Source organism: Paraglaciecola marina (genome assembly GCF_004360155.1).
Classification (GTDB): domain Bacteria; phylum Pseudomonadota; class Gammaproteobacteria; order Enterobacterales; family Alteromonadaceae; genus Paraglaciecola; species Paraglaciecola marina.
The window spans coordinates 150676-164359 of record NZ_SAIS01000010.1; the positions used below are offsets into that span (position 1 = coordinate 150676).

General features: G+C 39.0%; 13 protein-coding genes. 3 read left to right on the forward strand and 10 right to left on the reverse strand.

Translation table 11 applies throughout. The features are described from left to right. Positions 1–101: 101 nt before the first annotated feature. The 5 genes from EOK74_RS14850 to pilM are packed head-to-tail and all read right to left on the reverse strand — an operon-like array spanning position 102 to position 4653. Positions 102–1871: a type IV pilus secretin PilQ gene (locus tag EOK74_RS14850; RefSeq protein ID WP_133470811.1), complete on the reverse strand. Its 1770-nt coding sequence runs from the start codon at positions 1869–1871 to the stop codon at positions 102–104. Continuing rightward, on the reverse strand, positions 1864–2397 hold the full coding sequence (locus EOK74_RS14855) for a pilus assembly protein PilP (RefSeq protein WP_133470812.1): 534 nt from the start codon (positions 2395–2397) through the stop codon (positions 1864–1866). The genes EOK74_RS14850 and EOK74_RS14855 overlap by 8 nt, the downstream gene beginning before the upstream one ends. Beyond that, positions 2394–3020, reverse strand: a complete 627-nt coding sequence (locus tag EOK74_RS14860) for a type IV pilus inner membrane component PilO (RefSeq protein ID WP_133470813.1) — start codon at positions 3018–3020, stop codon at positions 2394–2396. The genes EOK74_RS14855 and EOK74_RS14860 overlap by 4 nt, the downstream gene beginning before the upstream one ends. Next, complete coding sequence (locus EOK74_RS14865) at positions 3017–3601, reverse strand: PilN domain-containing protein (protein WP_133470814.1); 585 nt, start codon at positions 3599–3601, stop codon at positions 3017–3019. Before EOK74_RS14865 ends, EOK74_RS14860 begins: the two co-directional genes overlap by 4 nt. After that, positions 3589–4653 (reverse strand): type IV pilus biogenesis protein PilM, encoded by a 1065-nt coding sequence (pilM, locus tag EOK74_RS14870; protein ID WP_239024127.1) that lies wholly within the window; start codon positions 4651–4653, stop codon positions 3589–3591. Before pilM ends, EOK74_RS14865 begins: the two co-directional genes overlap by 13 nt. A 138-nt stretch (positions 4654–4791) precedes the next feature. Here pilM and EOK74_RS14875 point away from each other — a divergent pair, with 138 nt between their 5' ends. Next, positions 4792–7413, forward strand: a complete 2622-nt coding sequence (locus EOK74_RS14875; protein ID WP_133470815.1) for a penicillin-binding protein 1A — start codon at positions 4792–4794, stop codon at positions 7411–7413. Between the two features lie 57 nt (positions 7414–7470). Continuing rightward, entirely contained in the window at positions 7471–9165 is a 1695-nt protein-coding gene (locus tag EOK74_RS14880) for an NAD-dependent malic enzyme (protein WP_133470816.1), read from the forward strand. 13 nt (positions 9166–9178) lie between these two features. Here the strand turns inward: EOK74_RS14880 and EOK74_RS14885 are convergent, their stop codons facing one another. Further along, positions 9179–9541: a DUF3703 domain-containing protein gene (locus tag EOK74_RS14885; protein WP_133470851.1), complete on the reverse strand. Its 363-nt coding sequence runs from the start codon at positions 9539–9541 to the stop codon at positions 9179–9181. Positions 9542–9697: 156 nt separating this feature from the next. Between EOK74_RS14885 and EOK74_RS14890 the strand changes: the two genes are divergently transcribed. After that, the gene (locus EOK74_RS14890; protein ID WP_133470817.1) at positions 9698–9871 is read left to right on the forward strand and encodes a DUF6435 family protein; all 174 of its coding nucleotides are present in this window, start codon (positions 9698–9700) and stop codon (positions 9869–9871) included. An 11-nt stretch (positions 9872–9882) separates the two neighbouring features. Here EOK74_RS14890 and EOK74_RS14895 read toward each other — a convergent pair whose 3' ends face one another. The 4 genes from EOK74_RS14895 to EOK74_RS14910 form a co-directional block, all read right to left on the reverse strand. Next, positions 9883–10875 carry a D-cysteine desulfhydrase family protein gene (locus EOK74_RS14895; RefSeq protein WP_133470818.1) on the reverse strand — a complete coding sequence of 331 codons (993 nt, stop codon included), beginning with the start codon at positions 10873–10875 and terminating at the stop codon, positions 9883–9885. A gap of 54 nt (positions 10876–10929) precedes the next feature. Beyond that, positions 10930–11088, reverse strand: coding sequence for a diguanylate cyclase domain-containing protein (locus EOK74_RS21285; protein ID WP_133470852.1), 159 nt, complete (start codon positions 11086–11088; stop codon positions 10930–10932). A 103-nt stretch (positions 11089–11191) separates the two neighbouring features. After that, positions 11192–11596, reverse strand: a complete 405-nt coding sequence (locus EOK74_RS21215) for a GGDEF domain-containing protein (protein WP_133470819.1) — start codon at positions 11594–11596, stop codon at positions 11192–11194. A 366-nt stretch (positions 11597–11962) separates the two neighbouring features. Beyond that, the gene (locus EOK74_RS14910) at positions 11963–13192 is read right to left on the reverse strand and encodes a cation:proton antiporter (protein WP_133470820.1); all 1230 of its coding nucleotides are present in this window, start codon (positions 13190–13192) and stop codon (positions 11963–11965) included. Between the last annotated feature and the right edge of the window lie 492 nt (positions 13193–13684).

The following is a 13684-nucleotide window of genomic DNA, read 5'->3' on the forward strand; positions in this document are numbered from 1 at the left end:
TTGCAAGCTTTGTAAAACGAAACCTACATTTATACAACAAAAAACCACTTAACCTAGAGATTAAGCGGTTAAATTCCGTTGCTTAAGCTTGAGTCTAAAGTTTAGTTTGCACTCAACTCTTCATTTACAATTTTAGGTGTAACAAATATGAGTAGCTCTCTTTTTTCTAAAACCTCAGAGGTATTTCTAAATAAAGCACCTACAAAAGGTAAGTCACCTAATAATGGAATCTTGCTTATGTCGTTAGTACTAGTTTGTTGGAAAATCCCACCTAATACTATGGTTTCGCCATTCGCCACTAAAACCTGTGTACTAATTTCTTGGGTATCAATTGCGACTGCATCACCAGTTGAAGTAGTAACCGTATCTCCACGCGTATCTTGTGTTACTACTAAATCTAAAATAATACGGTCGTCTGGTGTGATATGAGGGGTTACTTTCAAGCTTAGCACGGCTTTTTTAAACTCAACTGAAGTTGCACCACTTGAAGTAGCTTCAACATAGGGAATTTCTGTACCTTGTTCAATATATGCTTCATGTTGATTGGCAACCGTAATACGCGGACTGGCAATAACTTCCCCTTTGTTTTCAGACTCTAGGGCTGACAATTCTAAATCAATAATAGTACCGTCAAGTAAACGGGCTATTTGAATCCCAATACTGCCGGCTGGGTTAGATACAGGTAAAGCAACATTAAGTCTGTCTGTGGTCGTTGATGCAGAGCCACTGGCAAGAGCATCAGCGCCGGCTAGGGTCCCCGATACGGCCCCGTCATCAAAAGTGTTGCTTACGCCCCATTGTACACCTAAGGCCTCACTCGCATTATCTCTGACTGTTACCATACGTGATTCAATTAAAACCTGCTTAATAGGTATATCTAAAGCTTTAACTAGGGCTGTAGCTTCATCAATGGATAGCTGGGTATCACGGAGTAATAAAGTATTGGTTCTTTCATCAACCGCTACACTGCCTCTAGGAGTTAGAATACTGTTTTCAGTCCCTTTTAAAATTTCGGCCAAGTCATTCGCTTTTGCATAGTTAATTTGTACATTTGTAGATACTAACGGTGCTAATTCTGCTACCTGTTGTTTAGATTGAAGCTGCTGAGTTTCCCTAGCAGTTAACTCTTCAGTAGGGGCAATTAATAATATATTACCTTCAAGACGTTTATCTAAGCCTTTGATTTTTAATATCATATCTAGTGCTTGGTCCCATGGTACACCTGATAAGCTTATGGTGACGTTGCCATTTACTGTGTCGGTTGTAACTAGGTTAAAGCCATTAACTTGCGCAATAATTTGTAATACCTGTCTTACAGGTACATCTTGAAAGTCTAGTGAAATGGGCTCACCTTCAAAATTTGTTTGTTCTTGTTCAGCTGGTGCATCAGCTTTACGTTTTTCAATTTCGATGATTAAGCTATTTGATGATTTTTGATGGTGGAACGATACTCTGTCGTTGGTATAAAACTCTACTCGACTTTGTTCGTCATCTTGAAAGGTTTCGATCATTTTTACTGGAGTAGCAAAGTCAGTCACATCCATCTTGAAGATTTGTTCGGAACCTAAGTTAGTTTTTAGCAACACCAATCTTAAGCGATCTTCCATTTTGCTTAATTGCAATTGAAATTCATCATTACTGAATTGTAACTTTGCTTGCGCTCCGCCATTGGCGAGACGTTTAAATTCTACATTTTGTAATTCAGATACAAATACACTTTTGGGCTCAGGGGTTAAGTCTACTAAAGCCATGTCTGTTTCTTGGCTGTTAGCCTTGGACGCTAAAAGCAGTGCTACGAATGCAACTAGCAAATATAACCACGTTGAATTTGTATTATGGGTTTTTTTATTATGGTTTACGTGATTAGACATTATTTTCTCCAGCCTTCGAAGTCATGGTGAGTGTGGCCTGTTTTTTCTGCCAACATCCAGCGCCATCAGGTAGCATTTCTGTAAATGAAACGGTGCCATTTTTAATTGAGTTTATTTTTCCAAAAAATAAGCCAAGGTAATCGCCAATAGTTGCTTTAAATAAACTACCAGTATTTGCTTGAATTAACGCCCACTGTTTTCCATTTGATTCAAAAACACCGGTTACAGATAATGCATCAATACCAAACCCTTGTAGTGGTTGCTTGGTTCTATTGAAATCAGGTTGGTCACAATTAGGTTGAGTTGTCACTTTTACGGTAACTCCAGTATTCCGAGGACGTTGAAACGGACTCCTTAGTGTTTTTGCAGAGTAAACAAAAGTGGGTTTACTTTCAAACTCTGGGTAGGGTTCAATGTTCACCGATGTAGTGGCTTTTACTTCTGCTATAAATGTTTGTAAATCATCAGTTTTAGCCTCACATCCACTCAGCACTGCTATGGCAACTATAAGTTTCAAAGCTTTCATTTTGCCCCTCCTTTTGAAACTGATGTAGATACTTCATTATCCACAGCGGCCCTATAGGTTTTTGCTTGTACTTGTAACTTAAGAGTGTTTTCTTCTTGAGTTACTTCAAAATCGTGTACGGTTACAATTCGAGGTAGTCCAGCTATCTCAGATGCAAACTGGCCAAAGTCGTGGTATCCACCTGTTACTTCCATTTCAATAGGTAACTCAGAGTAAAATTCTTTAGGAATTTCCCGTTGCCAATTGAGTAGCCTAAAGGTTAACCCTGCTGATGTACCTACTAATGTAATGTCGTCTAATAATCCTGGTGTTTCGTTACTGGTAGGTAACGATTTCAACATAGATGAAAAGTCATTTTGTAAGTTTGTCAATTGTTCTTCATAAGCTTTTAAATTAACAGCTATTCTATATTTAGCTTGAAAAGTCAGTTTTAAATCAGCTTCTTTATTTTGTGCGCTTTCTAGCAGAGGTAACTTTGATTTAACTAAACCATAATATCCGCCCACTAAAGACAGTATGATAACAAACAAAACAACAACGGTTTTTACTTCAAACGGCCATACCGCTACTTGCTCAAAATCTAAGTCGTTAATTTCTTTTAATTTATTGAAATCAAATTTCATTTCTTGTCCCCTTCATTAGTGGCAGAGAAATCTGGGGCGACACTGGGGTTGATTGTAAATGTAAGTTTAAAATCACTCACTGCTTCTAAAGCTGAGGTATCCGCTTTGATTGAGGATATTTCGCCGCTGCTAAATATAGCTGAATCTTCTAACTGACGCATAAAGTCGGCTAAACGATTGTTTGATTCGCTGACCCCTAAAATTTCCATGCGATTGCCACGTCTAGAGAAACTGCGAAATGACAAACCAGGAGGGACTAAGCGAACTAATTCATCTAAAACAATAGGCACAGCATTTCTGCTTGATTCAAGTTGTTCTATTAGTGCCATTCTTTGTTCAATAGCTTGTTTGTCTTTTTGAATATCTTTGATCTTTGCTATTTGTTGGTCGAGTAAAACGGTTTGTTGTTCAATAAAGTTATTACGATAGGTTTGATTAGAAATCATATTGTCTACCAAATACCCAACTGCAAACATTAAACCAATGGCACCTAATGCCAATACAGCAAGTAATGTTAAATAATTCTTTTTGTCTTCTGCCCTGCGACTTTCACGCCAGGGCAATAAGTTTATATGTGCCATGGTTGAAAACTCCTACTTGCTAACCCTAACGCTATAAGTAGCTGAGGGGCTGCATGCTGTAAACTTGCTTGGTTGGTTTTTTCATTGCAGGTCATAGTTGAAAATGGGTTAAACATGGTGACATTCAGGCTTAAGTCTGCTGTTAAATCTTCTGGTAAAGTGTTTAGGTGACATCCACCACCGCAAATAATCAAGTCAGTGGGTCGAGGAGAGTTTGTGGTACTCATATAAACTTGAATGGCGCGATTAATGTTTTGTTGCAAGTTCGCTAAAAACATAGGGTAGGCATCTTGCTTCCATGTTTCAGGTAAGGTGTTGTCGGTTAACTGTTGTTCAATTTGAACTCTGTCTTGTGAGTACAACATCGATAAGTCTTGTATAAGTGCATCCATGCCGTAGTTATGATCTTTTGTATATATAGCTTGACCATTTTTCACCACGCAAAACTGTAAGTGACTAGCCCCAATATTCAGGCAGCAAGTTAATTCATCTGGGTCCTTGTTGCTAAACTCTGCCACAGCAGTACCTAAAGCATAGCTTTCAATATCTACAATTTTGGCTTCATAACCTTCTTCACCTAAAATGGTGATACGCCTGTCTACTATGTCTTTGTGCACAGCGCTTAGCAATACTTCAACTTTATTGTTACTGGTTTCACTATCACTAATTTCTTCGAAATCGATATAAACTTCATCTAAAGGATAGGGAATAAGGCTGTCAGCTTCGAGTTCAATTTGACTTTCAAGCTCAATGTCAGTTTGACCAGGCGCCATATGCACCACTTTATTGAGAACAGTTGAACCTGCAACCGCAATAGCCACCAACTTATTTTTACTCTTAAGTGCAAGTTTTACGCGTTTAAGAGCTTGACTGACAGCTTCAAAATCTTTGATTTCACGTTCCGCGAAAGCATTGCCTGAAATAGGCTCACATGCAAATGCTTGTAACTTGTATTGATCTGCTGATTTCTCTAAAACAACCGCTTTTACAAAGCGAGTACCGATATCAAGGCCAATCATTTGCTGTGTTTTAGGACCGAATAATTTTTTCAATTGTTCCACACCCGATTGAAGAATAAGAATTTCACGCAAGCATTATTACGCAATTTTTTATATTTTATGGTTCTAATAAGCGTACATAGGTATAAAATGTAGATCATTTAAAAGAAGTTGCCTTGGTATTGTCTGTTTGTGAAATTACTTAAACCCGTATTAATTGTTGTTTCAAGCCTGTTTCTTGTTGGTGTTGCCATCGTTATAGGTACCTATTTTTATATCAAATCCGATCTGCCTAGTGTCGATGTACTCAAAGACGTGCGCCTACAAACGCCTATGCGTATATTCACTCAAGACGGTAAGCTTATTTCACAATACGGAGTAAAAAGACGTATTCCTTTAAGCCTTGAAGATATACCTGAAACCTTAAAACAAGCTGTAATAGCAACTGAAGATAGCCGCTTTTATGATCACCCTGGTATAGATCCTATCGGCATGATGCGAGCTTTAGTTAATTTAGTTGTTACTGGAGAGAAAGGTCAGGGGGGGAGTACCTTAACCATGCAATTAGCCCGTGATTTCTTTTTAACTAGGGAAAAGCGCTATATTCGTAAAATTCGAGAGATTATTCTGGCTTGGCATATGGAGCAAGTGCTAAGCAAAGAAGAAATTTTAGCCTTGTATTTGAACAAGGTTGAATTGGGTCATAGAGCATTTGGTTTTGGCGCTGCTGCACAAGTTTATTATGGCAAATCTTTAAACGAGCTGACGTTAGCCCAAGTTGCCACTATAGCAGGTTTGCCTCAAGCACCTTCCGTTCTTAATCCAATTAGCCGACCTGAACGCTCAATTGCCAGAAGACGTATTGTTTTATTACGTATGCTTGATGAAGAATACATAACACGAGCGCAATTTGAAGAAGCCGTTGCCGCCCCTGTTACAGCCAAAAAATACGGTGCAGAAATTGATCTTGATGCACCATATCTGGCTGATGTGATTTACAGCGAGATGATCGAGCTATACGGTAAAGATGAAGCAGAAACGGGTGGTTATCAAATTTACGCTACAGCTACATCAGATTTGCAAGCGGCTGCGCAATATGCTGTGCGAAGAAACCTACACGATTATGATGAAAGACATGGTTATCATGGTCCATTACAGCAACTTTGGGGGGCCGAGAATGAAGAGGCAGCAAACCTTGATGGCGAAGTACTAGATAGTCAGCCTTGGTCAGAAGAAAAAATGTTGACCCATTTGCAACAAATTAGAACCTTTGAATCTCTTGAACCTGCAGTTGTTGTTAAAGTGAATGAACGAGACATAATTATCTTTAATCGAGCTGGTAAGTACAGCATTATTGATTGGGATGGGTTGGATTGGGCCAGACCATTTATTAATGATGCCAAGCAAGGTGCTGCCCCGAAAACAGCCAGTGATATTTTGCAAGAAGGTGCGCTCATTTTGATCCGTCAAAGAGAGGAAGACTTCCATTGGCAGTTGACTCAATTTCCAGAGGCAACAGGTGCACTGGTAGCGTTGGACCCTAAAAATGGCGCAGTACAAGCTGTGGTGGGTGGATATAGCTTTTACCAGAGCCAATTTAACCGTGCCACACAAGCCAAAAGGCAAGTTGGCTCGAATATTAAACCTTTCATATACTCTGCTGCTTTAGATAGCGGTTATACCTTAGCGAGTATTATTAACGATGCCCCTATAACTCAGTGGCAAGCCGGGTCTGGAAATGCGTGGCGTCCTGAGAACTCACCCGCTGAGTATGATGGGCCTATTCGTATGCGAGTGGCACTGAGTAAGTCTAAAAATGTAGTATCTGTGCGTTTGTTAAGGGCTGTAGGTTTAGATTCCGTGGCAGAATATTTATCAAGATTTGGCTTTGATAAAGATGATATCCCAAGGGATGAAACGGTATCTTTGGGCTCGGGCTCGCATACGCCATTAGAAGTAGTAACCGCAATGGCCACAATTGCAAATGGTGGATTTTTGATTCAGCCGCATTTTATTCAAAGAATTGAAGACGAAATGGGGCAGGTTTTATGGTCGGCTAACCCTGCCCAAGCATGTGACCCTTGTAATGAAGCAGCAAAGCCTGCAGCAGATATTGTTGAAGATGATATTGAGGCCTTGTTAGCAGCAGAGTTTGGATTGGAAAATCAACTAGTTGAACCCACAGATAAACCTAGCGCAGAAATATTGTCTGCCCCTAGAGTCATTTCAGAAGAAAACGCTTTCTTAGTGGCGGAAATGATGCGTTCAGCAGTGCAAATAAATGGTGCTTGGGCTAATAGAGGTACAGGTTGGCGTACGGCTTTACTACTAAATCGTAAAGACTTAGCTGGCAAAACAGGAACCACAAATGATGTTCGTGATACATGGTTTAGTGGTTTCACTCCTGATTTAGTGGCAACAGCCTGGGTAGGGTTTGATGACAACAACCGCCGTTTGGGTCGTACCACTGCCAATCAAAACTTGGTGAATAAAAATCCCCAAAAATATAACTATATAGGTAATGCTATGGTGGGAAGTGAAGCCGGAGCCTTGGCTGCTCAACCTGCTTGGATAAGGTTTATGAAAGTGGCCCTTGCAGATGTCCCGGAACACTTGTTACCTATGCCAACCGATTTAGTTACCCAGCGCATAGATAAAAGCTCGGGTAAATTAACCAACAGAACAGATAAAACTTCCATGTTTGAGTATTTTATTCAAGGTACAGAGCCAGACGTATTTGTATCGGATTCTGAAATCTCAAATTCTAATTCAGACAGCGAGTCAAGCAATAGCCAGTTAGAAGATATATTTTAAAATGACTCAAGGTTTAAATATTTATAACAATCAGTTATCACACAGGATATTAAAATAATGCCTCAACCGGTAAAACCTAATCCGTTATACATTCCCCACTCGGGGCCGTCTCTTTTAGAGACTCCACTTTTAAATAAAGGCAGTGCTTTTAGTAGTGATGAACGAGTTGCTTTCAATTTAACCGGGTTGATCCCACCTCGTTATGAAAGTATTAGCGAACAGGTGGATAGGGCCTACATGCAATATTCAAGTTTTGATGAGCCTATCAACAAGCATATTTATTTACGTGCGATTCAAGATAACAATGAAACGTTATATTATCGCTTGGTGCAAAAGCACATTGATGAAATGATGCCTATCATTTATACCCCAACTGTGGGGGATGCCTGCGAGCAGTTTTCTGATATATATCGTAGCTCTAGAGGGTTGTTTATTTCGTATTCAGAGCGTCATCAAATGGATGATATCTTGCGAAATGCCACTAAGCGTCAAGTTAAAGTGATAGTGGTGACTGATGGTGAACGAATCTTAGGGTTAGGCGATCAAGGGATTGGTGGCATGGGGATCCCTATTGGTAAGTTATCTTTATACACTGCATGTGGCGGTGTGAGTCCAGCATACACCTTGCCTGTGATGTTAGATGTAGGGACCAATAATGAAAAGCTTTTAGCTGATCCTATGTATATGGGAGCGAGGCACAAACGTATTGGTCAAGCTGAGTACGATGAATTTGTTGATATGTTTATTCAAGCTATTCAGCGCCGTTGGCCTAAGGTCATGCTGCAATTTGAAGATTTTGCACAGCCTAATGCTATGCCATTACTCGAGCGTTATCGCCATAAAATTTGTTGCTTTAATGATGATATTCAAGGTACTGCGTCGGTGACGGTTGGGACTATTTTAGCGGCTTGTAAAAGTAAAAATACTAAACTTAGTGAGCAAAATGTGACCTTTGTTGGAGCGGGCTCTGCAGGGTGCGGTATTGCCGAACAAATCATTAAGCAAATGTGCAGTGAAGGCATTTCTGATGCACAAGCTCGTAGCCAAGTTTTTATGGTTGACCGTTTTGGTCTACTGACCCAAGGGATGCAAGGTTTGCGAGATTTCCAAGAGCGCCTCATGCAGTCTAATGAAAACATCAATGATTGGTCATATAGTGGAGAGTACGCGTCTTTATTGGATGTGATGAATTGTGCTAAACCTGACATTTTGATTGGTGTATCTGGTCAGTCAGGGCTATTCACTGAAGAAGTTATCCGTACCATGAAAAAAGGCTGTGAATTACCTATTATCTTCCCCCTTAGCAATCCTTCCCGACAAGTTGAAGCGACCCCAGAAGACGTTATTAACTGGACCGACGGAGATGTCATTATTGCTACCGGAAGCCCGTTTAAGCCGGTAGAGTTTAATGGTAAAACTTACCCCATTGCCCAGTGTAACAATAGTTATATATTTCCAGGCATTGGTCTTGGCGTATTAGCAAGTAAAGCCACCTCTATTAGTGATGAAATGCTTATGGCAACCAGTGCTGCACTGGCTAACGCATCACCTTTAGCAAAAACAGGTATAGGCGAATTATTACCTTCTCTTGGTGAAATAGCGTCACTTAGTAAAAAAATTGCTTTTGATGTGGCTAAAGTTGCGATGCAACAAGGCTTTGCCCTAGAGATGTCTGATGAAGACTTACAAGCAAGTATTGAGCGTAATTTTTGGTTACCAGAATACAGGCCTTATAAGCGTGTCAGTATTTAGAGAGGTAACTACCTTATTGTTTAGCTTGTTTAATCTTACTTGCTAGCTTTTCATTTACAGGTAAGGTTTTGAAGGGGCTAATATTAGCCCCTCCTGTATTCCCTATTGGGACCAAACCTAAACAGGTTTTACTTATTGCACCAACAATTCTTAAAAATTGACCTACAAATTCTTTACTATCGGCGGTCCGTAGCGCCCAAACCAACATTAGAATATGCACTTTTGTATGCCAGTAGGTAGATCCTTGCCCAAGCACATGGGCATTTTCTAGGTATGTAAACTCTAGCGAATAATTGGCGTTTTCTCGTGCCTGTTTTGCCAAACGCAATTCATCTAATACATAAGGGCCAATATTTTTAGTGAAGTTAGTTTTCATTAACATTTATCTAGTCCGGTCTGTAATTAAACAATGTAGCTTAAAATCTTGCTCAAACGGGATTTCAACGTCACACCGAAGCAAAAGTGGGCTGATAAACAAATCCAAAACAGGTTTGTCTTCGTATACCTCATATATATATTTTGAGAACAGCTTATGTTCAGCCTATTTAAAAAAAATCCAATCAAAAAATTAGAAAAATCCTACTTAGTAAAACTTGAGCAAGCTATGCATGCTCAAAGAAAAGGAGACATTAAATCTTACTCTATGATCACTGAAGAAGCCGAAAAAATTCTAGAGCAAATATCGGCGCTACAGCAGTCAGAGTAGAGGTTTATCCTTTAAAAGGACTCTTGATAACCAAATAGTCCTTGGCTTCCACCCGTATGTAAAAACAATTGGTTGCTATTAGGCTTAATCACACCTGTATTACACAAATCCATAAAGCCTGCCATAGCCTTACCCGTATAAACTGGATCTAACAATATACCTTCAAGTTGTGCGCAGACTTGTACGGCTGAAATCATGGCTGGAGTGGTTATGCCGTAACCTTCACCATAGTAATTACCATTGGCAAATACCCGAACATTTGCCTCATCAGGGTTTATACCTAGTTTAGTGAGTGTTTCTTTAAGTAGCTCTGTGACCAATTGTTCTTGGTCTTGTGTCGAGCGACTTACTGCAATACCTAATACTGGAATATCTGATTTAGCGGCAATTAACCCTGCTAATAAGCCGGCTTGCGTCCCGGCACTACCAGAGGCTAAAACAATTTGATCTATGTGGATATTGTCTTTTTCTAGCTGTTGTAAAAGTTCATTAGCACAGCGTACGTAACCTAAACTACCGAGCACATTAGACCCTCCCATAGGAATAAAATATGGTTTACGGCCTGCATTTCTAAGCTGGGTTAATAATGCCTCTACATATTCAGAGGCGTCTTGGTTCTGCCCTAGCTCATGGATTTTTGCCCCGAGAAGTCGATCTAACAGCATATTACCGTTGTGGTAATAGTCGGTTTTTGGCGTGCCAGCTACATCTTCTAAAACAAGTTCACACTGAAAGCCAAACTTGGCAGCCGCTGCTGCTGTTTGCCTAGCGTGATTTGACTGTAAGCCCCCCACTGTTACTAGAATATCTGCTCCTTGTTTTTGTGCATCTGCAATTAAATATTCTAGTTTTCGGGTTTTATTGCCACCACCGGCTAGGCCAGTACAATCGTCCCGTTTTATATATAAATTACAGCCTAAGTCGTTGGATAAGCGTGGTAAGTGTTCTAAAGGAGTTGGAGTATGGGTAATAGTAACCCTTGGTATTAAATGAAAATCTGACATGGATATTTTACCTTTTTTTATATTTTTACCCTAACTTGGTTGCGATAACTAGTCTTAATTATTTTCATAAAATACACGATTTATTCCTGCATTTTTGGCCGCATACAAACAAGTGTTGGCTTGTTTGTAAAATTCACTAATGGATTTATCTTGTATATGGGTAGTAGCTGCGACCCCAAAACTAAAACTCACAGCAACGGAATTACCATCAATTTCATTTTTTAGATACTACTTAAGCTCTTATTTTTTCAGCTATAACGTCAAATTTTTCATGACTATAGTTGCTTGTTAAAATTGCAAATTATTCACCACCAACTCAAGTGGCTATGTCATTCTCCCGCCTGCAATAATTTTGAATAATAGCCGCTACATTTTTGATAACTTGGTCGCCCACTGCATGACCGCACTGGTCGTTCACTTTCTTAAAAAAGTCTATATCTATCAAGACTAACATCAATGATGTTTGTGAGCTTATTGTGGTTTTCCAGACGTTATCAAGGGGCTTATCAAAAAAACGGCGGTTAAAAATACCGGTAAACCCATCTTCTTGATTAAGTTTGGTTAATGAAAATTGCTTCTCAACAAGTAGTGAGTATTCCCTATTAGTTCTTATCGCTAATAAGACCATGTAAGAGGCATACAAAAGGATCATCAGGCCTTCGTTTATGCGTTTCTTAGTTAAAAACAAGGCAGTAATTAGTGGGGCTAACGTTATTGTCATCAAGTAGATAATTGACAGTTTTTTATTGGTGCAAAATTTAGTGTGCCAGCACTGAGTAATGCAAAAATAATCATTAATACATATAGAAATAGGCCTTCACATTCAGCTAAGTATTAGGTCAATGAAAAAATGATGCTGTAAGTTAAAGAAGGCAGTACCGCATTAACATAATGGAGATAAAGGCGAAAAGAGTTACTAAATTTTTGAGATGAAGATATAACAAAATGGACAATGAGTCTGGCAAGGCTAAACATAAACCCTATGACCATAAAAAAATGAGTTCATAAGGCAAGTATAGGCAAGATAATGTGATTGGCTTTACTATAGATATCGGGGTTACTTCTGTATTTAAGTTAATTAGAATGTTTAGTCACGGTTTTTTGACCTTTGTGCTTTGGTGTAATGCCCATACCATTTACCTAAAGGCGTTGCAGTTACTCCATGTAAAACCGCACTGATCCAAACCCCATTAATGGCTACCACTAAAACACTCTGGCTATAGTCATCAAGTAAATCTTTCGACACTAGTAAGGCAAACAATGCTGTGGCTAAACCTCTAGGTCCAAACCAACCTAAAAATAATTTCGAAACAAAAGGTATTTTGGCTCCTATTAAAGATATATAAATAGCCAGTGGTCGCACTAAAAATAAACTAATAAAGATATAGCCAACTATTGGCCAGCTTAAATGACGTATCGCTTCTGGTAATAGCCCCAGCCCTATTGCGGTGAAAGCAGACCACACCAAAAGCTGCCCTTCACTTTCACTGAACTGATATATAAAACGACAATGACCTTTTACTACATTACCAAATGCAAGGCCCGCGACAAATGCAGAAATAAACCCATTGCCACCTAATAAAGATGCGGTTAAATAGGAGGTTCCAGTAAGTGCCAACACACCAATTCCCTCGTAAAGGTTAGTGGTTAAGCTACGCTCTTCACCAAATACAAATATCTTGCCACTACCCCATCCCATAGATACACCAACCAAAATACCGATTAAAATTTGACTGCCTCCAAAAATAAGCCAGTTCCAATTAGCGCTATGTTCGTGAGTGGCTGCTGTGACTAAACTTGCGAAAAACAGAATAAAAGGTAGTGCTAACCCGTCGTTTAAACCACTTTCTATGGTGAGAGTTTGCCGAATATTAACTGGGATAGATTTATTTTTAAAAACAGCATCTCCCAAAGCCGCATCAGTAGGTGACATTATCACAGCAACTAAAGCTATCAACGTCCATGGCCAGTTTGGAAATAGTAACAAACCTACTAGTGTTCCAAATAAGATGCATAAAGGAAGTCCTAACAATAACATCCTTAATGGCCAATTATTTCTATACTTAAGGCGCTTTATATTTATTTGAGAGGCGTCTAAAAAGAGAAGTACAAATAAAGCAATTTCAGCAATTAAATGGATTGTCTCTGCTATTTCTACATGGGTGAAAAAACCTATGAGAGAGAAGAGTAAACCAACACTTATAAATACCATAGGTGCGGTAATTAAGGCGGATGATAGGCGTTTAGCAACTATCGTATAGCTGCTAATGCAAAACAGCAGCATAAGAATGCCTAGTTCACTACTTAACTCAAACATACATTTTTCTCTAAAGTCTGTTGATCAAAAAACACGTCAGTTCCTTTGCTATTACTTTATCAGCTGCTGCTTACAGTGCGATTAATTATTTTTAAAACGTTTAAATCAAATATCCAATTGAAAGCATTTAATAAAATGGTGTAACAAACTCCTAAATAGAAGACTGTTTTTAAAGTTAAAAAAGTTAACGTTAAGTTGTGTTTTGTTATTTTAAGGGGCCTGAATGCTATGTTTTTACACTTAAGTAATTGATTATATTTGATTTTAATTTTTATTTCTCTTGGTTGTAGTTAACAATTTTGTATTTTTTGAGCGATTTTCATTAACAATATATTGACAGTGCTAGTTACTTTCTGGGAATATGCTCACGTTAATAGCAAATGCTCATTTTGTTGAGTGTTATAACTTTCTGTTACGGCAAATAATAACCTTAAATTGGGGATGCAATTATGTGATTGCATCCCCAATTTTTCATTAAGATATTTCGCGGTC

Coding starts and splice junctions, on each gene's coding strand:
- EOK74_RS14850 (WP_133470811.1), bottom strand. CDS start 1,871: ATGTCTAATCACGTAAACCATAATAAAAAAACCCATAATACAAATTCA.
- EOK74_RS14855 (WP_133470812.1), bottom strand. CDS start 2,397: ATGAAAGCTTTGAAACTTATAGTTGCCATAGCAGTGCTGAGTGGATGT.
- EOK74_RS14860 (WP_133470813.1), bottom strand. CDS start 3,020: ATGAAATTTGATTTCAATAAATTAAAAGAAATTAACGACTTAGATTTT.
- EOK74_RS14865 (WP_133470814.1), bottom strand. CDS start 3,601: ATGGCACATATAAACTTATTGCCCTGGCGTGAAAGTCGCAGGGCAGAA.
- EOK74_RS14880 (WP_133470816.1), top strand. CDS start 7,471: ATGCCTCAACCGGTAAAACCTAATCCGTTATACATTCCCCACTCGGGG.
- EOK74_RS14885 (WP_133470851.1), bottom strand. CDS start 9,541: ATGAAAACTAACTTCACTAAAAATATTGGCCCTTATGTATTAGATGAA.
- EOK74_RS14890 (WP_133470817.1), top strand. CDS start 9,698: ATGTTCAGCCTATTTAAAAAAAATCCAATCAAAAAATTAGAAAAATCC.
- EOK74_RS14895 (WP_133470818.1), bottom strand. CDS start 10,875: ATGTCAGATTTTCATTTAATACCAAGGGTTACTATTACCCATACTCCA.
- EOK74_RS21215 (WP_133470819.1), bottom strand. CDS start 11,596: ATGACAATAACGTTAGCCCCACTAATTACTGCCTTGTTTTTAACTAAG.
- EOK74_RS14910 (WP_133470820.1), bottom strand. CDS start 13,192: ATGTTTGAGTTAAGTAGTGAACTAGGCATTCTTATGCTGCTGTTTTGC.